General features: G+C 68.0%; 17 protein-coding genes and 2 pseudogenes. 13 read left to right on the top strand and 6 right to left on the bottom strand.

Annotated elements, in window-relative coordinates:
- On the top strand, positions 1–1,515 hold the full coding sequence (locus tag ODI_RS14795; RefSeq protein ID WP_067751856.1) for an ABC transporter permease: 1,515 nt from the start codon (positions 1–3) through the stop codon (positions 1,513–1,515).
- Positions 1,516–1,565: 50 nt separating this feature from the next.
- The gene (locus ODI_RS14790; RefSeq protein WP_067752011.1) at positions 1,566–3,251 is read left to right on the top strand and encodes an ABC transporter ATP-binding protein; all 1,686 of its coding nucleotides are present in this window, start codon (positions 1,566–1,568) and stop codon (positions 3,249–3,251) included.
- 64 nt (positions 3,252–3,315) lie between these two features.
- On the opposite strand, the gene ODI_RS14785 is transcribed toward ODI_RS14790, so the two are convergent.
- Entirely contained in the window at positions 3,316–3,840 is a 525-nt protein-coding gene (locus ODI_RS14785) for a nitroreductase family protein (RefSeq protein ID WP_067751853.1), read from the bottom strand.
- 455 nt (positions 3,841–4,295) lie between these two features.
- Here ODI_RS14785 and ODI_RS14780 point away from each other — a divergent pair, with 455 nt between their 5' ends.
- Positions 4,296–4,877 (top strand): recombinase family protein, encoded by a 582-nt coding sequence (locus ODI_RS14780; protein WP_067752010.1) that lies wholly within the window; start codon positions 4,296–4,298, stop codon positions 4,875–4,877.
- Here ODI_RS14780 and ODI_RS14775 read toward each other — a convergent pair.
- From ODI_RS14775 to ODI_RS14760, 5 genes and pseudogenes are all read right to left on the bottom strand, one after another.
- Positions 4,850–5,227 (bottom strand): annotated as a pseudogene (locus ODI_RS14775) (PDDEXK nuclease domain-containing protein); the annotation flags it as partial. The gene ODI_RS14780 and the pseudogene ODI_RS14775 sit on opposite strands and share 28 nt — an antisense overlap.
- A gap of 3 nt (positions 5,228–5,230) precedes the next feature.
- Positions 5,231–5,374, bottom strand: a pseudogene (locus tag ODI_RS22745) (DUF1016 N-terminal domain-containing protein); the annotation flags it as partial.
- 138 nt (positions 5,375–5,512) lie between these two features.
- Positions 5,513–6,058 (bottom strand): MarR family winged helix-turn-helix transcriptional regulator, encoded by a 546-nt coding sequence (locus ODI_RS14770; RefSeq protein ID WP_067751847.1) that lies wholly within the window; start codon positions 6,056–6,058, stop codon positions 5,513–5,515.
- Positions 6,059–6,084: 26 nt separating this feature from the next.
- A complete protein-coding gene (locus ODI_RS14765) occupies positions 6,085–7,752 on the bottom strand; it encodes a collagen-like triple helix repeat-containing protein (RefSeq protein ID WP_067751844.1) in 1,668 nt (555 codons plus the stop codon).
- Positions 7,753–8,142: 390 nt separating this feature from the next.
- Positions 8,143–9,867 carry a ShlB/FhaC/HecB family hemolysin secretion/activation protein gene (locus ODI_RS14760; RefSeq protein WP_231968062.1) on the bottom strand — a complete coding sequence of 575 codons (1,725 nt, stop codon included), beginning with the start codon at positions 9,865–9,867 and terminating at the stop codon, positions 8,143–8,145.
- A 402-nt stretch (positions 9,868–10,269) separates the two neighbouring features.
- Between ODI_RS14760 and ODI_RS14755 the strand changes: the two genes are divergently transcribed.
- From ODI_RS14755 to ODI_RS14710, 10 genes are all read left to right on the top strand, one after another.
- On the top strand, positions 10,270–11,082 hold the full coding sequence (locus ODI_RS14755) for an MHYT domain-containing protein (protein WP_067751841.1): 813 nt from the start codon (positions 10,270–10,272) through the stop codon (positions 11,080–11,082).
- A gap of 96 nt (positions 11,083–11,178) precedes the next feature.
- Positions 11,179–11,409, top strand: coding sequence for a Flp family type IVb pilin (locus tag ODI_RS14750; protein WP_067751838.1), 231 nt, complete (start codon positions 11,179–11,181; stop codon positions 11,407–11,409).
- Positions 11,410–11,494: 85 nt separating this feature from the next.
- Positions 11,495–11,968: a prepilin peptidase gene (locus ODI_RS14745; RefSeq protein ID WP_067751835.1), complete on the top strand. Its 474-nt coding sequence runs from the start codon at positions 11,495–11,497 to the stop codon at positions 11,966–11,968.
- Entirely contained in the window at positions 11,941–12,462 is a 522-nt protein-coding gene (locus ODI_RS14740) for a TadE/TadG family type IV pilus assembly protein (protein WP_082985234.1), read from the top strand. Before ODI_RS14745 ends, ODI_RS14740 begins: the two co-directional genes overlap by 28 nt.
- Positions 12,459–12,920 (top strand): TadE/TadG family type IV pilus assembly protein, encoded by a 462-nt coding sequence (locus ODI_RS14735; protein WP_067751832.1) that lies wholly within the window; start codon positions 12,459–12,461, stop codon positions 12,918–12,920. The genes ODI_RS14740 and ODI_RS14735 overlap by 4 nt, the downstream gene beginning before the upstream one ends.
- A 5-nt stretch (positions 12,921–12,925) precedes the next feature.
- Complete coding sequence (cpaB, locus tag ODI_RS14730; RefSeq protein WP_157929766.1) at positions 12,926–13,858, top strand: Flp pilus assembly protein CpaB; 933 nt, start codon at positions 12,926–12,928, stop codon at positions 13,856–13,858.
- Between the two features lie 67 nt (positions 13,859–13,925).
- Positions 13,926–15,275: a type II and III secretion system protein family protein gene (locus ODI_RS14725; RefSeq protein WP_082985246.1), complete on the top strand. Its 1,350-nt coding sequence runs from the start codon at positions 13,926–13,928 to the stop codon at positions 15,273–15,275.
- Positions 15,276–15,285: 10 nt separating this feature from the next.
- On the top strand, positions 15,286–16,599 hold the full coding sequence (locus ODI_RS14720; RefSeq protein ID WP_067751993.1) for a pilus assembly protein CpaE: 1,314 nt from the start codon (positions 15,286–15,288) through the stop codon (positions 16,597–16,599).
- A gap of 25 nt (positions 16,600–16,624) precedes the next feature.
- A complete protein-coding gene (locus tag ODI_RS14715) occupies positions 16,625–17,992 on the top strand; it encodes a CpaF family protein (RefSeq protein WP_067751826.1) in 1,368 nt (455 codons plus the stop codon).
- The gene (locus ODI_RS14710) at positions 17,989–18,918 is read left to right on the top strand and encodes a type II secretion system F family protein (RefSeq protein WP_098020915.1); all 930 of its coding nucleotides are present in this window, start codon (positions 17,989–17,991) and stop codon (positions 18,916–18,918) included. The genes ODI_RS14715 and ODI_RS14710 overlap by 4 nt, the downstream gene beginning before the upstream one ends.

The raw sequence follows: 18,918 nt of genomic DNA, 5'->3' as shown, positions 1-18,918 counted from the left end.
ATGCCCATGTTCATCCTGCTCTGGACCGATGCCGCGCTGTTCCTGCTGTTGGCGGGGGTGTTGTGCTATGCCTGGCGCGTGCGCCGCTCGCCCAACCTGCGCGCCAGCTGGGCACGTGTCGCGCGCGACGTGCCCGCCATGTGCGCCGCCGTCGTGCTGGCGGCCTTCGCCAGCGTGGCGTTGCTGGACTCCATCCATTACCGGCCCGTGCTGCCGCCGGCTGCCGATGCGCCGGCCGGCGCGCCGCGCGCCTACGCGCCCATCGTGAAGTCGGCGCTGGATGCCGTGCTGGAATACACCACCTTGCAGCGCGCGGAGAAAACCTATTCCGCCCCGCTGGCCACGCGCCAGTTCACCAAGGAAACCCTTCAGGGTGACGGTCCGCCCGTGCGGGACTTCCCGCGCCTGCGTTTCGGCGGCGCGCACCTGGGCGATGACCAGGACGGCTGGGCGCGCGACGTATCGATGCGCTTGGCCTGCGGGCTGGCGGGGGGCGCGGCGCTGGCGCTGGCTGGCGGCCTGGTGCTGCTGGCCGGGCTGTCGCGCCGCGATGGCTGGCGCGGCGCCTGGACCCGGCTGCGCACGGGCGATACGGCGATGCCCTGGCGCGCCATGTGGCTGACCTTCGCCATCCTGTGCCTGCTGGCGGGGGCGGTGGCGGGACTGTCCTCGGGCTATCACGTGCTGGGCACCGACCGCACCGGCAACGACGTGCTGTGGCAGGCCTTGAAGAGCATCCGCACGGCGCTCATCATCGGCAGCCTCACGACGCTGGCCATGCTGCCGCCCGCGTTGGTCTTCGGCATTGCGGCGGGCTATTTCAAGGGCCGCGTAGACGACGTCATCCAATACATCTATACGACCTTGACCTCCATCCCTGGCGTGCTGCTGGTGGCGGCCTGCGTGCTCATGATGCAGGTCTACATCGACAACAACCCGGGCCAGTTCCCGACCTCGGCCGAGCGGGCGGACCTGCGGCTGTTCCTGCTGTGCGCCATCCTGGGCCTGACGGGCTGGGCAGGGTTGTGCCGGCTGCTGCGCGCCGAGGCGCTGAAATTGCGCGAGCTGGAATATGTCCAGGCCGCGCGTGCCTTCGGCGTGTCGCACACCCGCATCATGCTGCGGCACCTCTTGCCCAACGTCATGCACATCGTGCTCATCACCGCCGTGCTTGAATTCTCGGGCCTGGTGCTGTACGAAGCCGTGCTGTCCTACCTGGGGATCGGGGTGGATCCAACGATGAATTCCTTTGGTTCGATGATCGACATGGCGCGCCTGGAAATGTCGCGTGACCCGATGATCTGGTGGAACCTGCTGACTGCCTTCGTCTTCATGGTGGCGCTGGTGCTGTCGGCCAACCTGTTCGCCGATGCCGTGCGTGACGCCTTCGATCCGCGCAGCCGGCGCTTCCGTGCCGGCCGCCCGGGCCGGGGCCTGCCGGGCGCGCCGGTGGCCGCCCTGCCGGCGCAAGGCGTGACCGCGCCGGCCTCCGCCGCCACGGGAGCGCCGCGATGAGTGCCGTGAAGACAGCCGAAGTGAAGGCAGCCGCAGTGAATGCAGCCGCAGTGCGCACAGAACACACAAGCCCCGACACGCTGCTTCGCGTCGATGACCTGGGCGTGGAGATTGCCGGTGAACAAGGCATCACCCGCGCGGTGAAGTCCCTTGCGCTGGCCATTGCGCACGGCCGCACCTTTGCCCTGGTGGGCGAATCGGGTTGCGGCAAGAGCATCACCGCGCTGGCGCTGCTGCGCCTGCTGCCGGACGCCGGGCGCATCGCACAGGGCCGCATCGCGCTGGAAGGCGAAGACCTGAACGGCCTGTCCGAGCGCGCCATGCGGCGCGTGCGTGGCGGGCGCATCGGCATCATCTTCCAGGAGCCGTCCACCAGCCTGAATCCGGTGCTGCGCGTGGGCGACCAGATCATCGAGACCATCGTCACGCACACGCCGCTGCGCGGCGCGGCGGCGCGGGAAAAAGCCATCGGCTGGTTGCAGCGCGTGGGTATCCCCGAGCCCGGGCGCCGCATCGATGACTATCCCTTCCAGTTTTCGGGTGGGCAGAAGCAGCGCGTCATGATCGCCATCGCCTTGGCCGCCGAGCCCGCGCTGCTGATCGCGGACGAGCCGACCACCGCGCTGGACGTGACGGTGCAGGCGCAGGTGCTCGATCTGCTGGCGGACATCCAGCGTGAGTTGGGCATGGGCATCCTGTTGATCACCCACGACCTGGCGGTCGTGCGCAACGTGGCGCACGACGTGGCCCTGATGCGCGCCGGTGAAATCGTCGAAACCGCGCCCGCCGAACAGTTCTTCGCCGCGCCGCGCCACGCCTACGCCCGCGAGCTGTTCGACGCCATTCCCACCTATGCCAAGCGCGGGCAGCCTTTGTCCGTCCAGGGCAAGGCGCGCGGCGGCGCCACGCCGCCGGCGGTGGCGGCCGACACGGCGCCGGTGCTGTCGGTGCGCGGCCTGAAAGTGCACTACCCCATCCGCAAGGGACTGCTGCGCCGCACGGTCGATCACGTGCGGGCCGTGGACGGCCTGGACTTCGACCTGCGCGCCGGCGAGACGCTTGCCTTGCTGGGCGAATCGGGCTGCGGCAAGACCACCACCGGCCGCGCCCTGCTGCGCCTGCTGGACGGCGCGGCCCGCATCGAAGGCCGTGCGGCGCTGGACGGACGCGACCTGCTGGGCGCCAGCGGCCATGCCTTGCGTGAGATGCGCCGCGCGGTGCAGATCGTGTTCCAGGACCCTTACGCATCGCTCGATCCGCGCATGCGTGTGGGTGACATCCTGGAGGAGGGCATGGCGGCGCTGCGTCCCGAGTGGAAGGCGGCCGACCGGGCCGCGCGTGCGGCCAGGCTGCTGGACCGCGTCGGCCTGCCCGCCGATGCGGCCACCCGCTGGCCCCACGAGTTCTCGGGCGGCCAGCGCCAGCGCATCGCCATCGCGCGCGCGCTGGCCGTGGAGCCGCGCGTGCTTGTGCTGGACGAGCCCACTTCCGCGTTGGACGTGTCGGTCCAGGCGCAGATCCTGGACCTGCTGCGCGACCTGCAGGCGGACACGGGCATCGCCTATCTTTTCATCACGCACAACTTCGGCGTGGTGGAATACCTGGCCGACCGCATCGCGGTGATGGATGGCGGGCGCATCGTCGAGACAGGCAGCGCCGACGCGGTACTGCATGCGCCGCAGTCCGACATCGCGCGGCGATTGCTGGCGGCGGTTCCTCGGCTGGTGTTCGGCTGATGGCCCCCGTGCCGGATCCGAGCGTCCGGCACGGCTGCGGTGGCCTCGGCCGCCAGCCTGCGCGTCAGCGCAACGCCGCCTCCTGGCGGTGTCCCACATGGACGAAGGCGGCGGGAAACTCCCGGGCCGCCAATCCCATTTCCGTTCGCAAGGTGGTGTCCATGCACCAGGGGCCCGCCTGCACGGCCGTGTCATATCCCAATTGATGGGACGCGATGAGCAGATCCGTCAGCGCGGCACCGGCCTGCTTGGCCTGCTCTTTCGGCGAGACGTCGCTTAGATAGTCGATGGTGGCCATCAGGGCGAGCAGCATCGGCGCATGCCTCTCGGACGTCGAGGGGGGGCTGTGCACGGGAAAATGGTGGCCGCGCAAGGCGTGCCGAGCCAGCACGATGTCCAGGACGGCGCGCAGATGCGCGTCGCACTCCACCAGCCGCAGCGTCGTGGCAGCGGCACGTTGCGCCACGCTTGCCTGGAGCTGGGCGAACTGGAGCGCTGAGGGCGCAGGGCCGCTCAGGTAGCTGAGCGGCGCGTGACGGCGTTCCAGCAGGCTATTGAGGGAGGCTTCGGCGGCGCAGTCGCGGGGCATGGCGCGAATGGCGCGCGGGGACGCCTTGCGGCCACTGTTGCCACGTGGTTTGGCGCGCGGCGGGGCAGGGGGCGAAGGAGTCTGGGTCGGGGCGTCAACATCGACAGAAGGCCTCCCATTTGTCAAAGTCCTTGCAGCCCGGACCAGGGGGACGGGCGTCAGAGAGCGGGGGAGGAAGCGCAAGGAATGTTTCATTTATTGACAAAAAGGAGGCATTTTGTCAACATTCGTCACTTGGTTGGCTTCATCTGCAAGGCGCATGCCCTCACTCGGTAAAAATAGCGCCGCCCGCCTGTAACGCCCATGATGCGCGCCTTGCGGCAACCTCCGTGTCGCGGCAGTGATGGGCATGTCTCGTTTGGTTTCCTCTCCATCTGCGTACCGGATCCCTTTTCAAGGAAGATCGCTTCCTGCCCGCGCCCGCCATGCGCGGCAGGCAATCCGCAGAGGACACCATGGCACGCAAGTACGGTTACGCGCGCGTTTCCACCGATGATCAAAACCTGGATTTGCAGACTGCCGCGCTGCGTCGCGCCTGCTGCAAGCCCATCTACACCGACAAAGGAATTTCGGGCGCCACGCGTAGCCGCCCAGGCCTGGATGCCGTCATGGATGCGCTCAAGCCAGGCGACACGTTGGTCGTGTGGCGGCTGGACCGCCTGGGCCGGTCATTGCGCTATCTGGTCGACATCATCGACACGCTGGGGCAGAAAGGCGTGCACTTCGTGTCGCTGCAGGAAAACATCGACACGACGACGTCGGGCGGCATGCTGCTTTTCCACATGATGGCCGCACTGGCGCAGTTCGAGCGCTCGCTGATCAGCGAGCGCACCAAGGCGGGCATGGCGGTGGCGCGTGCCAATGGCAAGCACCTTGGCCGCCGCCGGAGCCTGACGCGCGACCAGTGCCGCAAGGCCTGGGAGGCCATGCGCGATGGCAAGCATGAGCTTTCCGAGCTGGCTGAGTCCTATGCCGTCCATCCGCGCACGCTGCGCCGTGCGCTCGATGACTATGCGCGCGAGGGCGCAAGCGCCTGAGTAGAAAAAACCACGCCGCGCCTTCGGCTTGACGACAGCTTGTCGTCCTTGAGAGACAGCGTTGCGCCAGATGCGAGCAGGCGCCGCGTGTTCTCAAGTTCTTTTTGCAGCAACTCGGCATCCGGCAACACCGTCCGGTAGTTCGCCGCCATTACCTTGGTCGGCAAGCCATCCAGGGCATACCGCGCCAGGGCATGGCCCTTGTCTGCGCACAGGATCAAGCCCACCGGCGGATTCTCATCCGGGTAGGCCCAATGCTCCTTGGCATCGTTGCAGTGCCTATGCATCTGCCCCACATCAGCATGGGTCAGGCTGCCCAGCTTCAGGTCGATGATGACCAGGCAACGCAGGTTGTCCGGGCTGAACCCACGCCCAAATCGTGCAGTCAGGTCGGCGGACAAGCGCGCCATCAACTGCTCGCCGTAACCGGCCCGTCGCCTGCCTTTCTGCTCGGCTTCGACGATCCGGCGGCCAATCTCCCAATAGCTGGCCGTCATTGATGAACCTGCCGTAGCGGACTTGGGCGCAGTGCAGCGAGGTACCGGGCTGGGCTCATCGCCAGACAAAAAAAAGCCCCGGATCTCTCCGGGGCCGACGCAGCGGGCCGGCAAGGTGCCGACCCTGGTTTCACGCCGTCAGTTACCGTGGCGTTCAGGCCGCCCTTCCAGCCAGCGTTGCGTGTCCTGCTTGAACATGCGCACGCAGTCGGCCATGAAGCGGCGGGCGGTTTCCAGTTCCGGCGTGTCGTAGCGCACCGACATGATCGCCAGCTCATCCGACACCGACTGGACCACTTCCAGCACCGCCTCGCGTGCTTGCGCTTCGGGCCGGATCACGATGATGCGGCGGTCCAGGGGATGGCGGTCACGTACCACCAGGCCCCGTTGCTCCAGCCGGTTGATGAGTGCCGTGGCGCCGCCGGAGCTGATGCCAAGCATGTGGGCCAGTTGTCCCGTTGCCAGCGTTTCGCATTCGATCACCAGCTTCAGGGCACGGAAATCGTCCATCGGCAGGTCCAGGCGCTCTGCCATCGCCGCGTGCTTCACGGCGGTGTAGACGACGACCTGGCGCGTCAGCATCTGCGCCAGGTCGTCGAACAGGTCGGCGCGGGAGGGTTCCTGCACCGACCTGCCCACCTGGGACGGGCCGGACGTGTATTCGGTTTTATCCAGTCCGAGCATGATTTTCTCCGTCCTTTTCCTGTCGTTCACCGGGCTTGCGCGCCACCCAGGCCGCCCAGCAAGCCGCCGAGCAGGCCGGTCACGGGAGCCAGCAGGCCGCCCGAGGCGCCGCCGCCCACCGCGCCGCCCGTGCTGGCTCCGCCTGCACTGACGCCCGCCGACACGCTGCCTGCCGGCGTGGAACCGGCCACCGTGACGCCGCCCACGGCGCCAGTGACACCACCCAGCAAGCCCGTGACCGGGGCCAGCAGGCCGCCGTTGGCGCCGCCCGCCACACCGCCGGTCACGCCGCCGAGCAGGCCGGTCACCGGTGCAAGCAGGCCGCCATTCGCACCGCCCGCGGCACCGCCAACGCTGCCCGTCACCCCTGCCAGCACGCCGGTGATGGGGGAAAGCAGGCCGCCGTTGGCCGCGCCTGTGCCGCCCAGGCCGCCGGTGAGGCCGCCCACCAGTCCCGTGACGGGCGAAAGCAGTCCTCCCGAGGCGTTGCCACCGCCCAAGCCGCCCAGCAGCCCGGTGACGGGGGAGAGCAGGCCGCCCTGTTGCCCGGCCCCAGGCAGCACGCCGGTTCCAAGGCCTGCCGTCAGCGAGGCGACGCCGCCCGTCGCATGGCCCAGCGCCGCGCCCAGCGGATTGGGGTTGGCGGGGTTGGGGTTGACCAGGCCTCCCGTGCTGGTCAGCGCGTTGCCCAGGCCAGCCACCAGTCCGCCCACGCCCAGCGGGAGACCGGTGCCGTCCAGGGTGCCGCCCGCATTGGCGAGGGTGCCGCCCACCGAACTGAGCAGGTTGTCCACGGGCACGCCCAGGCCGGTGTTGGTCCCCAGCCCTTGGGTGACGTTGGTGACCGTGCCGACCAAGGGGCTCGCGATCGGGTCGACGGCCGCGCCCACGCCGCCCAGCGTGGCGTTCAGGCCCAACGGCGCAAGGTTGTCGACCGCCTGTCCCGTGTTGGAAAGCGCAGGTTGCAGGATGGGTTGGCCCTCGCCCGCCAGCAGCCCGCCAGTCACGCCGCTGAGTACCGACGTCACCGGATGCAGCAGGCCTCCTTCGCTGCCCAGCGCGTCCGTCAATGCACCGACGCCATTCGTGGCATGGCCCAGGACCGTGGTCAGCGGCGTGAGGTCGTTCGCGCCCACATGGAGGACGCCGCCCGCGCTGCCCACGGCATTGCCCAGGCCGCTCACCAGCCCGCCCACTCCCGAAGTCAGCGTGCCCGGCAGGCCTGCCTGCCCGAGAGTGTCGCCCGCGTCCGCCACCGCGCCGCCGACCTGTGCCAGCAGGCCGTGGACAGGCGCGCCCAGGCCCGTGGCGCCGCCCAGCGTATGGGTCGTGTCAATCAGGGTCGACACCAGAGGTTCGACGGTGGTGTCGAGCGCCGCGCCCACCGTGCCCAAGGCCTCGCCCGCGCCGGTGTTGATCAGGTTGTCCACCGCGCTGCCCGTATTGCCGAGCGTGGTCTCGAGCATGCCCAGCACCTGAGCAGTCGGAGGCGTGATGGGCCCCACCCCGTTGTCTCCACCGCCACCGCCACCACCACCGCCGCCGCCGCCGTTATCGCCGCCGCCGCCGGGACCACCGGCGAGACCGCCGCGGCCGCCGGAACTGCTGCCGCAGGCCGAAAGGCTCAGCATGGCGGCCAGGATGAGGCTGGTGATCAGTGTGCGATGCAGCGTCGAACTTTGGATCGTTTTCATGATGTGCTCCAGATCTGTTTGGGTCGGTAGGCCAGGCGATGCGCCTGATGACCTTCCCTACGCATAAAGCGTGCCAACGCAAAAATGCGGATCATCCTGAACACGAAACGAAGCGCTTGATCGGCCGGAGAGCCTTGTTTAACAAGGGTTTCAAGGCATCTTGCGGACTGCGATGGCCCCGGGTCTGCGACCATGCGAAGACTGCGAAAGTTACATATGGGCGGGTGATTCCGGCCGACGTTACGTGGGCGCGTTACGTAACGTGGGAGGGCGGGGTTCGCGTTTTCCCTGATCCTGAGGGGGGCGCGGAACATCGTTGGGAGGCCGTGCAGCGTCATGAAAAACGCGGCCCATGGGGCCGCGTGATGGCGTCATGCAGGAGGGCCGAGCTCAGAACGCGTCGTAGAAAACCGAATAGTTGGCGTTGAAACGCCAGTCGCGATCATTGCCGTTGACCGTACGCTCCCCCATGGGCTTGGCCGCGTTGAAGTCGAACAGGTAGTAGCGGTCGTCCGTCACGCGAAACCCCAGGCCGGCCGAGACGAGTTGCCTATCGTTGAAGACGCGCAGCGACTGCGCGTTGTACCAGGTGCGGGCGTAGTCGGCCATGATGTAGGGCTGCACGACGCTCAGATACGTGGCGCCGATGGCGAAGCGCCGGTTCAGTTCCAGCGATACGCCAAACCCCTTGTCGCCGCTTTGTTCGCCTTGCGGATAGCCCATGGCATAGCGCCAACTGCCGAAGGAGATCTGTTCCGTGTTGGGCAGCACGTCGCTGCTGTGCTGCGCGGCGCCCGACAGCGTGACGCCGAACTGGGCGGGCAGCATGACGGATTGCTTGGCCTCCAGGTTCCAGCGGGTGAAGTCCAGGTCGACGTTGGGCGAGCCCGTGAAGCCGAAGTTCGAGGTGATGCCCTGGCGCGCGCCCGCGGCGTCGAAGCCGCGTGACACCGATAGCGAGATGTCGCGCGACTGCCGTTGTCCGGTTTCCACGTAGTGCAGTTGCGTGGTGGCGGCGCGCACGCGCACGTCCTGCTCGAACTGCGCCCCGTCGATGTCGCGGTTGTATATGTCGCGCGACTGCGTGGCGTAGACCCCGCCGCTCACGGTCAGGGAGCGTGTGTTGTTGAGCAGCAGCGGATAGCTCAGGCCCACGCCGATCCGCTGGTTGCGTACCTTGCGGTCGAAGCCCAGGTACTCCAGCGCCTGGTCATCGGGCCGCGCGCGATAGGTGTAGCCGTCCACCTTGACCGCCAGGCCATCGCTGCCCACCGGCACCCGGATGTCGCCCGCGAAATAGCGCACGTCGTCCTGGTTCACGGGCACCGCCGCGGTCAGGCGAACCTGCTCTCCAAGCGGCGTGAGGCTGTTGGCGCTCATATTCACCAAGCCTTGCACGCCCGTGCCCAGGTCGGACACGCCGCCATTGACGCCAAAGGGCTTGTGCGTGCCCGTCAGGACGAGTTCGCTGGCCCCATCCGCCCGGCGGGGCAGGTCGAGCGCGGGCGTGAACGTGACGCCAGGCACACCGCGCATCAGATTCAACTGGCGCTCCAGCAGTTCGCGTGTCAGCGGCTTCTGGTCGACCAGGGGCTGCGCCAACGTGCGCAACCGGTCTTCAGCGCTGCCCAGGTCGCCCTCGATGCGCACCGAGCCAACGTGGCCTTCCACCACCGTCACCACGACCAGGCCGTTGGCGAACGTCTGGTCCTGCAGCAGGGCGAAGGACAGGGGGTACCCGGCTTCCTGGTACAGCGCGGTGATCTTGTTCACCTCCTGCGCCAGTTGGCCGATGGTGGTCTCCTTGCCCGCCTGCGGTTGCAGGATGGCCTGCACCTGGTCGAAGGGAAGGGTGCGCACACCCGTCACGTCGAAGTGCCGCGGAACCAGGCGTTGCGCCAGACGCTGGCGGATGGCCTCCTCCTCGGGGCTGGGCACCGCGATGACGGGACTGGTGGCGGGTTGTGTCGGGGCGGGTCTTTCGAGGGGGGGCAATGCGTCCACCGGATTGCCGCGCAGGGCGCCTTGACCCCAGGCCGGCAACGCGCTTGCCAGCCAGGCCGCACCGGCCAGGGATGTTGCGAGGGCAGGGCGGGTGATGCGGAAAAACATCATGGGCGGCAACTCGTTCAGGAAGGCGCGCAGGAAGAGGGAGGGCGGGTTCGCCCAAGGTCTAGATAATAAAATCCTGCTGAAAGTTATGTATCAATATATTTCCATCTCTGTTTCATCAGTAAGTATCCTGGGCTGCCCCTGAAACTGTCAACCGGACTATCCCCAAGTCTGCCAATTTTTTATAAGGCTATGAAACGCATAGGAAAATTTTAAGTTCAATATTCTTGTTGCAGCGAATTTGACAAAAGTGGAGGTAATTGATTTATCTCTTGTCGCTGTAAATAGTTGATACTAGTATGGGAGATATTCAATGCGATGAAGCCTTGAAAGTAACAAATGTATCTTCGCCGGAATCAAGGGTCCTGCTGGCCTGAACTGGGGCTGCATCACAGAGGAGAAGATATGAACCCTGGGGACATCGTGCCGCTGGCCTTCAACGCCGGCTTGGTGGGGTTGTCGTTTGTGATCGCTGCACTGGGCTCCTACGTCGCCCTGCTGGCGGCGGCGCGTATCCGGCGTCCGGGCATCGGGGGCGGCGCCGGCACCGTCAGCATGGGCTACGTCCTGGTCGCCGCGCTGGCCTTGGGTGGCATCGGGATCTGGGGCATGCATTTCATCGGCATGCTGGCCCAACGCATTCCGTTCGCGGTGGGCTACGACATCAGCCTCACCATCCTCAGTTTCCTGGTCGCCGTGTTCTTCGCGGGCGCCGCGCTCTGGTATGTCGGCCATGGCCGCTATGGCACCCAACGGTGCCTGGCGGGGGGCGTGCTGGCGGGTGTCGGCGTGGCCGGCATGCACTACATCGGCATGTCCGCCATGCGCATGCCCGCGGTCTTTGCCTGGAGCGAACCGCTGGTGATTGCCTCGGTCGTGATCGCGGTGGCTGCTGCCAGCGCCGCCTTGTGGCTGGCCTTCAGCGTGCAGCGGGAATGGCATCGCGTGGTCGCCGCGCTGGTGATGGCGGGTGCGGTGTGCGGCATGCACTACACCGGCGCCGCTGCCGGCTCGATCATCTGCACGACGCCCACCACTACGCAGGCTTCCTGGCTGCTGGGGGGCACGTCGCTTCCTTATGTCGTGTTCGTCCTGTCCGCGCTCACGCTCGTCGTGATGCGCTGGCTGCTTCACCGCACCTCCACCGAATATCGCGAGCAGGTTGCGGCTCGCATGGATGCCCTGCTTGACACGAAATCAAGCAAGCAGGGGTCCTGAGTGCGCCTGCCGGCGCTTGCCGGCAGGTGTTTTGTGTCCGCAGTACCGGCCCGACGCGCATGCCGACGGCCACACACAATCCTTCGGGAGGTAATCATGAAAGCGCAATTGCTGAAATTCTGGCGCGACGAGGAAGGCGCCACCGCCATCGAATACGGCCTGATCGCGGGGCTGGTCGCCGTGGCCATCATCGCGGCCCTGGGCGTGCTTTCCGGCGGCCTGAACGACATCTTCTCCGGCATCGGCGAGAAGCTTTCCGACGTGGGCGACCAGGTCAAGACCGAGACCCCGACCACGCCGCCCGCGGGCGGTGGCGGCGGCGGCTGATCGCTTTCGCCGGATGTGAGCGCGGTTGCCGCGGTGCCGCAAGGCACCGCCGGTGGCGCCGCGCGTCCTTCCCCGAGTCCCCGACGTGAACGGAGCAAGCCTGTGGTACCTGCTGTTCCTCTGCCTGGGCCTGGCGCTTGGCTGGCGCGACTGGCGCGAAAGAAAGGTCTCCAACAAGGTGTTGTTGGCGGCCCTGCTCGCGCAGTCGGCGTGGCTGGCGACCTGGGCCATGCGCCAGGCTGCCGCGCCCACGGGGGCGGCGGACTTCGCGCAGGCGGGACTGGGGTTCGCCTTGGGCATGCTGACCTATCCGCTCTGGCGCATGGGAAAGATGGGCGCGGGCGACGTGAAGGCGCTGGCGGCGCTGGGCTTCCTGCTGGGACCCTTGGGGCTGGCGGCCACCTGGGTGTTGGGCACGTTGCTGGCACTGGCGCATGCCTTGTCGGCCGTGTTGAGGGGGGCGCACCGCGCACCGGGCCGCCGCGTCCATCCCTATGTGGCGCACCTCGTATGCGGCGCACTGCTCTGGCTATGGTTCTCGGCGACGGGACGGGCGTGAAGGGAGGGCAGCGCGGCGCATATGCGGTGGAATTCGGCCTGGTTTTCCTGGCCTTTTTCTTCGTGTTGTACGCCGTGCTGACCTACGGCCTGATCTTCACCGCGCAGCAGGCGCTGAACATCGCCGCGCAGGATGGCGCGCGTGGCGCGCTGCGCTGGCAGCAGGGCGACGCCGCCATGGTGCAGCGCGCGCGGCTCGCGCATGCCTTGGCGCTGGATCACGCGAAGTGGATCCGAGACATGGCTGGCCAGGAGGGCGTGCGGATCGCCGTCTGCGGCAATGCCGGCCTCCTTGCGGGCGAGGGGGCTTGCGGCGCGGACTTGCCCGCCCGCGACGAAATCGAGGTCAGGGTCTCCTATGCCTACCGGCAGGCGCCGCTCGTGCCGGACATCAGCCTCGGTCTCATGGGCGCGCTGTTCCTGCCCGAGCAGCTTGCCGCTCAGGCCAAGGTGCGGCTGGGGGCCGATGTCATGCCCGTGGAGGGCGCGACATGAGCGCGAATGCCTTGTCCCGTTTCCACCAGCGTGGCGTTGCCGCGCTCGAGTTCGGCTTGACGATGATGGTGCTCTTCATTGTTTTCTTCGCCGTCGTCAGCTACGGCGCCTTGTTCTGGGCCAAGCAGCGCGTGTCCTTTGCCGCGGGCGAGGGTGCGCGTGCCGTGTTCGAAGGCAGCCTGGCCGGACCGGTCAGCCCCTTGGTGGGCTGCGTGCGGGCCACGCAGGCCGCGGGTTTCCTGGTGGTGTCCTGCGAGCCGCGCCGCCAGTCCTGCGGCTGGTCCGGGGCATCGCTGGACTGCGTGGCGATCGTGGTCAGTTTCGATATTGCGCGCTGGCCGATGGTCGGCGCCTTGCAGCAGGTTGGCGCCCTGGTGGGCGGTGATGAGTCGCGATGGATGCCTGATGCCGTCTGGGGCAGGGCCGTCGTGCAGGTGAAACCGGAAGCCCTTCTATGAGCAGCATGACACGCATCCTTGCCATTCTTCTCGTCGTCTTCGCGGTGTTGCTGGGCGGCTTCGCCTGGTTCCTGGCCAGCCGGCCGGCGACCACGCCCCAGCCGGTGGCGCCGACGCCGGTTGCGCAGACGCAACCCGACACCGCGCGCGTGCCGGTGGTCGTGGCGAAGAAGGCCTTGGAGGCCGGTGCGCCGATCCCCGCCGATGCCATCGAGGTCGTGCAGTGGCCTGTCGCGCCCGCCACGGGGTTCGCGGATCCCGGGCAGGTAAGGGGCCAGTTCCTGCGGTTGGACGTGGCGCCGGGCGAGCCAGTCCTGGCCAGCTCGTTGTTGCGCGGCCTGCAGGAGCAATTGCATGAAGGCGAGCGCGCGGTGACGGTGCCGATCGATGAGGTGACGGGCGCCGCCGGGCGTGTGCGGCCGGGAGATTGGGTGGATGTCTTCATGACCTTCAACCAGGGCGGCGAAGTCGAGCAGACCCAGTCGCGCCTGCTGCAGCCGCGCGTGCGCGTGCTGGCCTATGGCGAGCGCGTGCTGGGCGGCGCCGAGCCGCAGGCTGCCGGCCGGCAGGCGGCGCAACAGGCTAATGCCGCGCCGCGCACTGCCCTGCTGGCCGTGCCGCTGGTCGACGTGAATGATCTGATCCTGGCAAGCCGCAACGGCCGGTTGCAGCTGGTGCTGCGCCCGGCGGGCGATGCCGACGGCACGGACCCCACCTTGTTCGTGGAGCCGGCCGCGGTGTTGTCGGCACGCTCCGGCTTGGACGCCAGCGCACGGGAGCGCCTGAGCGAGCCTGCCAACCGCGCCTATGCCGGCACGGGCCTGGGCGGGATCGCCGGTGCCGCGCCCGTTGCGGCGAGGCCGGCCGGCGCACCCCGGCCGGTGGGCCGCTCCGTCGAGGTGTTGCGCGGCAATCGTTCCGAGAACGTGCCGTACTGATGCCTTCGCGCCACCCATGATGTCCTGACGCTCCGGATTCCTCAACATGCTGAACCGATACGCCGCGATGAAGAAAACAACCGCCACCCTGATCGCCAGTTCGGCCGTTCTGATCCTGCTGAGTACCGTCGCCCCGGCCGCGCTGGCGCAGGCGGGCGCGGCAGCGGCGCCCGCCGAACGGGAAATCGTGTTGCCTGTGCGTGGCCAGCAGACCTTGCCGGTGCAAGGCCTGCCGCAGCGCGTCGCCGTGGGCGACGAAACCGTGGCCGATGTCCGGGTGCTGCCGGCACGGGGCGAGGCGCCCGCGCAAGTCCTCATCATCGGCAACAAGCCTGGCGCGACGCGTGTCCAGGTCTGGGCCCAGGGCAGCGCCCGGCCCACGGTCTGGCGGGTGAGGGTGGCGGGCCGTGTCCACGACGCCCTGCGCGAGCGCGGGGCGGTGGACGCCATCGACGTGGGCCATGCCGCGGACCACGCGATCATCAGCGGGAGCGCGGCGTCGATGGTCGAGCATCGCGCGGCAGTGGGCGCGGCACGGGCCGCCGCTGGCGAGGAGAAAATCGTCGACACGTCCACGGTGAGCCCTGGCGGCGTGGTGCAGGTCGAAGTGCGCGTGGTGGAGGTTTCGCAAAGCGTGGCCAAGGACGTGGGCCTGAGCTTTCTCGCCGGGCGCGCGTCGGACGGCACGGGCAGTTGGGGCGCGGCCTCGCCCACGCTGAGCGGCGCCATCGCCGATGGCTTCAGGGCCACCTTCGACAGCAGCAATTTCTCGGCCCGCCTGGGACTGCTGCAAAGCAACGGCCTTGCGCGCATTCTTGCCGAACCGACGCTGGTGGCGCTTTCCGGGCAGAGCGCAAGCTTCCTGGCAGGCGGCGAGATACCCATTCCACAAGCGGGCGGCCTGGGCACGCAGAACGTGACCTACAAGCCTTTCGGCATCGGACTCACGGTGACGCCCACGGTGCTGTCGCGTGAACGCATTGCGCTGAAGGTGGCGCCCGAGGCGAGCGAGCTCGATCCGACCAACGGCATCCAGATATTCAACGGCGACAACAACGTCACGCTGATTCCCGCGATCCGGACGCGCCGCGCGGACACCACGGTGGAGCTGGGCGACGGCGAGAGCTTCATCATCAGCGGCCTGGTCTCGCGCCAGACCATCGCCAACGTCAACAAGCTGCCGTTCCTGGGCGACCTGCCCATCATCGGCGCGTTCTTTCGCAGCATGCGCTACTCGCAAGAGGAGCGTGAACTCGTGATCGTCGTCACGCCTCGTCTCATCAGGCCGATCGCGCGCGGCGTGAACCTGCCCATGCCGGGGGCGAGACAAGAGGTGGCCGACACGCCGACCAATGCCTGGGGTAGCTATCTGCTCGGTCCGCTGAGCGGCCAGCAGATGCCTGGATTTTCACGGTGATGGAATGATCATGAAACCCCATTTGAAAGAGGGCGTGGCCCTGCAGAAATCGACGATGTTTCTCTTTTGCTCCAAGGACAGCCGCGTGGCTGCCCAGCTTGGCGAGGCCGTGGGAGAACTGGGCCTTCTGACGCAGGAGTTGCCTGCCATCGACAGGCTGGCGCCTCGGCTGGTGGAGTTGTCGCCACGGCTGGTCTTCCTGGACTTCACGCCGGATGAGGACGAGCCCGGCAAGCTGCTGCGTTCCGCCGACTTGGCGCGCATGCTGGCACGCATCGCGCCGCAACTTCCCTGCATCGCCGTGGGCAGCCTGGCCCAGGCCGAAGGGCCGGTGGCGGCCCTGCGCGCGGGCGTGACGGATTTCATCGATCCTGGCTCGGCGCCGTACGAGATCCGCGATGTGGTGCAGCGCGTACTGGGCGCGGGCAGCCGCGAGTCCAGCCGCCAGGGCGGCCATCGGGGCATCGTGCTGCTGGGCGCGCGTCCTGGCGTGGGCACCAGCACGCTGGCCGTGCATCTGGCGGGCCTGGTGCAGGAGCGTCTGACGCTGGCCGCGAACGTCGCGCGTGGCGGCCGCATGCCGCGCACGCCGGCCGAGACCCGTCTGTCCGACCGCGTGGCGATGCTGGACCTGGGCTGGCCGGCGGGTGATTGCCTGTTGTACCTGAACGTGGATAGCGAGTTCGATTTCGCCGAGGCCGTGCGCAACCTGCGCCGCCTGGACCCCACGTTGCTGGGGACCGCGCTGGCGCACACCACCGGCGGCATCAGCGTGCTGGGCCTGCCGCGCGACATGGATGCCATGCGGTCCATCAGCCTGTCCGATTCCCTGTTGCTGTTCGAGCGCCTGCGGCAGCATTTCGGCGCGCTCATCACCGACGCGGGCGGCTTGTCCAACCCCGAGTTCGTGGCCGGCCTGGCGCGTACCGCGCAGGAGGTCTGGGTGGTGACCGACCAGAGCGTGGGCGCGCTGGTGTCGCTGGCCAGCCTGTTGCGCGAACTCGAGTCCCAGCATGTCGACCCGGGCTGTCTGCAACTGGTGGTGAACCGCTACGACGAGCGTTACGGCATGACCGCGACGCAGATCGCCGAACGTTTCAACCTGCCGCTGGCGGGGACCTTGCCCGACCGCACGCTGCAGCTCATGGTGTGCACCAACCAGGGCCGCCTGCTGCACGAGGACGCCGAGCGCGATGCCTATGTGCGCGCGGTCCAGGCCCTGGGCAACCGGGTGCTGGCCGAGGAAACGTCGGGCAGCAGCGGGCGCGGCAGCTGGATGGCGACGTGGCTGCCCGGCGTGCACAAGCGCATGAACATCATCTGAGCGGCGCGCCAAGCGCCAGACGACCATGACTCCTCCCGCAACCTTGCAGTTCGGCGATTCACGCGAAGGCGATGCCTTCGTCCACTCCGATCGTTTCCAGTCGGTCAAGACCGCCGCCTATGAACACCTGTTGTCGCGTATCGAGGAGCTGGGCGCGGAGTTCGGCCGCTGGACGCGCGCGGCCATCCAGGAGTTCGTCGACATCGAGGTGGCGGGTTTCGTGCGCTTGCGCCGGGTGGCCATCAACGAGGCCGAGATGCGGCTCGTGTCGGAGTCGCTCACCAAGGAACTGGCGGGCCTGGGGCCATTGGAAGACCTGCTGTCGGATCCCGCGGTGGAGGACGTACTGATCAATGGCTACGACAATGTCTTCGTGTCGCGCGCGGGCGTGCTGGCGCGCGAGCAACTGCGCTTCAGCGACAACCAGCACGTGCTGCGCATCGTGCGCCGCATCCTGGCGCCGCTGGGGCGCCGGCTGGACGAGTCCTGCCCGATGGTGGACGCGCGCCTGCCTGATGGGGGCCGCCTGAATGTCGTGATCGAACCGCTGGCGGTGGACGGGCCGATGGTGTCCATCCGCAAGTTCCGCCAGGATCCGCTCAAGCCCGCCGACCTGCTGACCCTGGGCACCTTCGACGAGAGCATCTATGCGCTGCTGGGGGCGGCCGTGCGTGCGCGCTGCAACATCCTGGTGTCGGGCGGCACCAGCTCGGGCAAGACCTCGCTGCTGAATGCCCTGGCTTTCTTCGTGCCCGAGCGCGAACGTGTCGTCACCATCGAGGATACGGCCGAGCTGTCGCTGAACCATCCGCACGTGGTGCGGCTGGAGTCGCGCCAGGGCGGCTTCGATGGCGGCGGCGCGGTCACCATCCGCGAGCTCATCCGCAACAGCCTGCGCATGCGCCCCGACCGGGTGGTGGTGGGCGAGGTGCGGGGCGCCGAAGTCATGGACATGATGCAGGCGATGAACACGGGCCATGAGGGCTCGATGGCCACCATCCACGCCAACTCGGCGCGCGAATGCCTGTATCGCATCGAGATGCTGGCGGGCTTCGCGGGCTACCAGGGCAGCGAGGACAGCCTGCGCCGGCAGATCGCCAGCGCGCTGGATTTCATCGTGCAGGTGGGACGGCTGTCGAATGGCAAGCGGCGCGTGCTGTCCATCACGGAGGTCACCGGCATGGGCGACAACGTGATTGCCACGCAGGAGCTGTACCGCCACGAGACGGTGAGCACGCCCGAGGGCGAGGAACGGGATCGCTGGGTCAGCCTGGGCATCCATCCACATACCCCGAAACTGGCGAAGTTCCGTGACGAGATGCGGGCCAGCAATGCCGGGGCGCCGTCCGATGACGGCGGCGGCGGTGGCGGGTTCTGGGGCAGGAGGCGCTGATGGTCCTGCCGCTGCTGCTTGCCAGCGCCGCGCTGCTTCTGCTGGCGGGGGCGCTGCTGCTCTGGCGCCACGCGCGCCAACGCTCGCGCATGGCGGCAACGGAGAGGTTCATCAGCTCGCGCCTGGTCGATCCCGCGGCACGCGATGCCTCGGGCGTGCCGCGCATTCCCGCCTTCCACAATCGGCGCGCACGGGGCGGCTATTGGTCCAGCCTGTTCCTGCGCGCGGGCGTGAGCCCATCGGCGGCCTATTTCATCGCCTGGTTCCTGTGGGGATTGCTGCCCGCCGCGTTCGTGTGGTTGCTGGCGGGGCCCGTGGCCGCGGTCGCACTGGCGTTCTTTGCCTGGGCCTTCCGGTTCTTCCTGCTGTGGCTGAAGGCCGAGCGCAGGCATCGGCGCATGGTCATGCAGATGCCGGGTTTCCTGGATGCGATGGTGCGCATGATCACCATCGGCAACAGCCTGGGCGCGGCGTTCCAGTCCGCTACCGGCCACACCGACCTGCCTTTGCGCGAAGTGCTGGAACGCGCCGACGGCATGACGCGCTCGGGCAAGGACCTGGATGCGTCGTTACGCCAGGTGTCGCAGCAATACGGCCTGCACGAGCTCTACCTGGTGGCGGCGGTGGTCAGCGTGGCGATGCGTTTCGGCGGGCGCAGCGATCAGGTGCTGGAACGCATGGCGGGGTTCATGCGCGACCTGGAGCAGGCGCGCCAGGAGCTGGTGGCCCTGTCGGCGGAGGTGCGCCTGTCCGCGTGGATCCTGGCGCTGCTGCCTGCGGGTATCGCGGTGTTCATCGTGCTGTTCCATGAGTCCTTGTTGGTCAACATGTGGCGGGATCCCGTCGGCGCCTACATGCTGATGGCGGCGGCGGTGTTGCAGGCGGGCGGCTCGTACTGGCTGTACCGCATGGCCAGGTCGATATAG

The sequence above is a fragment of the Orrella dioscoreae genome, assembly GCF_900089455.2.
In the GTDB taxonomy this organism is placed as follows: Bacteria; Pseudomonadota; Gammaproteobacteria; order Burkholderiales; family Burkholderiaceae_B; genus Orrella; species Orrella dioscoreae.
This window is presented reverse-complemented; position numbering and strand designations above follow the sequence as displayed.

What these genes read in the sequence shown, in the direction of transcription:
- ODI_RS14715 (WP_067751826.1), top strand. Translation starts at nt 16,625, where the DNA reads ATGACTCCTCCCGCAACCTTGCAGTTCGGCGATTCACGCGAAGGCGAT.
- ODI_RS14735 (WP_067751832.1), top strand. Translation starts at nt 12,459, where the DNA reads ATGAGCGCGAATGCCTTGTCCCGTTTCCACCAGCGTGGCGTTGCCGCG.
- ODI_RS14720 (WP_067751993.1), top strand. Translation starts at nt 15,286, where the DNA reads ATGAAACCCCATTTGAAAGAGGGCGTGGCCCTGCAGAAATCGACGATG.
- ODI_RS14770 (WP_067751847.1), bottom strand. Translation starts at nt 6,058, where the DNA reads ATGCTCGGACTGGATAAAACCGAATACACGTCCGGCCCGTCCCAGGTG.
- ODI_RS14780 (WP_067752010.1), top strand. Translation starts at nt 4,296, where the DNA reads ATGGCACGCAAGTACGGTTACGCGCGCGTTTCCACCGATGATCAAAAC.
- ODI_RS14725 (WP_082985246.1), top strand. Translation starts at nt 13,926, where the DNA reads ATGAAGAAAACAACCGCCACCCTGATCGCCAGTTCGGCCGTTCTGATC.
- ODI_RS14760 (WP_231968062.1), bottom strand. Translation starts at nt 9,867, where the DNA reads ATGATGTTTTTCCGCATCACCCGCCCTGCCCTCGCAACATCCCTGGCC.
- cpaB (WP_157929766.1), top strand. Translation starts at nt 12,926, where the DNA reads ATGACACGCATCCTTGCCATTCTTCTCGTCGTCTTCGCGGTGTTGCTG.
- ODI_RS14765 (WP_067751844.1), bottom strand. Translation starts at nt 7,752, where the DNA reads ATGAAAACGATCCAAAGTTCGACGCTGCATCGCACACTGATCACCAGC.
- ODI_RS14740 (WP_082985234.1), top strand. Translation starts at nt 11,941, where the DNA reads ATGGTTCTCGGCGACGGGACGGGCGTGAAGGGAGGGCAGCGCGGCGCA.
- ODI_RS14795 (WP_067751856.1), top strand. Translation starts at nt 1, where the DNA reads ATGCCCATGTTCATCCTGCTCTGGACCGATGCCGCGCTGTTCCTGCTG.
- ODI_RS14750 (WP_067751838.1), top strand. Translation starts at nt 11,179, where the DNA reads ATGAAAGCGCAATTGCTGAAATTCTGGCGCGACGAGGAAGGCGCCACC.
- ODI_RS14785 (WP_067751853.1), bottom strand. Translation starts at nt 3,840, where the DNA reads ATGCCCCGCGACTGCGCCGCCGAAGCCTCCCTCAATAGCCTGCTGGAA.
- ODI_RS14755 (WP_067751841.1), top strand. Translation starts at nt 10,270, where the DNA reads ATGAACCCTGGGGACATCGTGCCGCTGGCCTTCAACGCCGGCTTGGTG.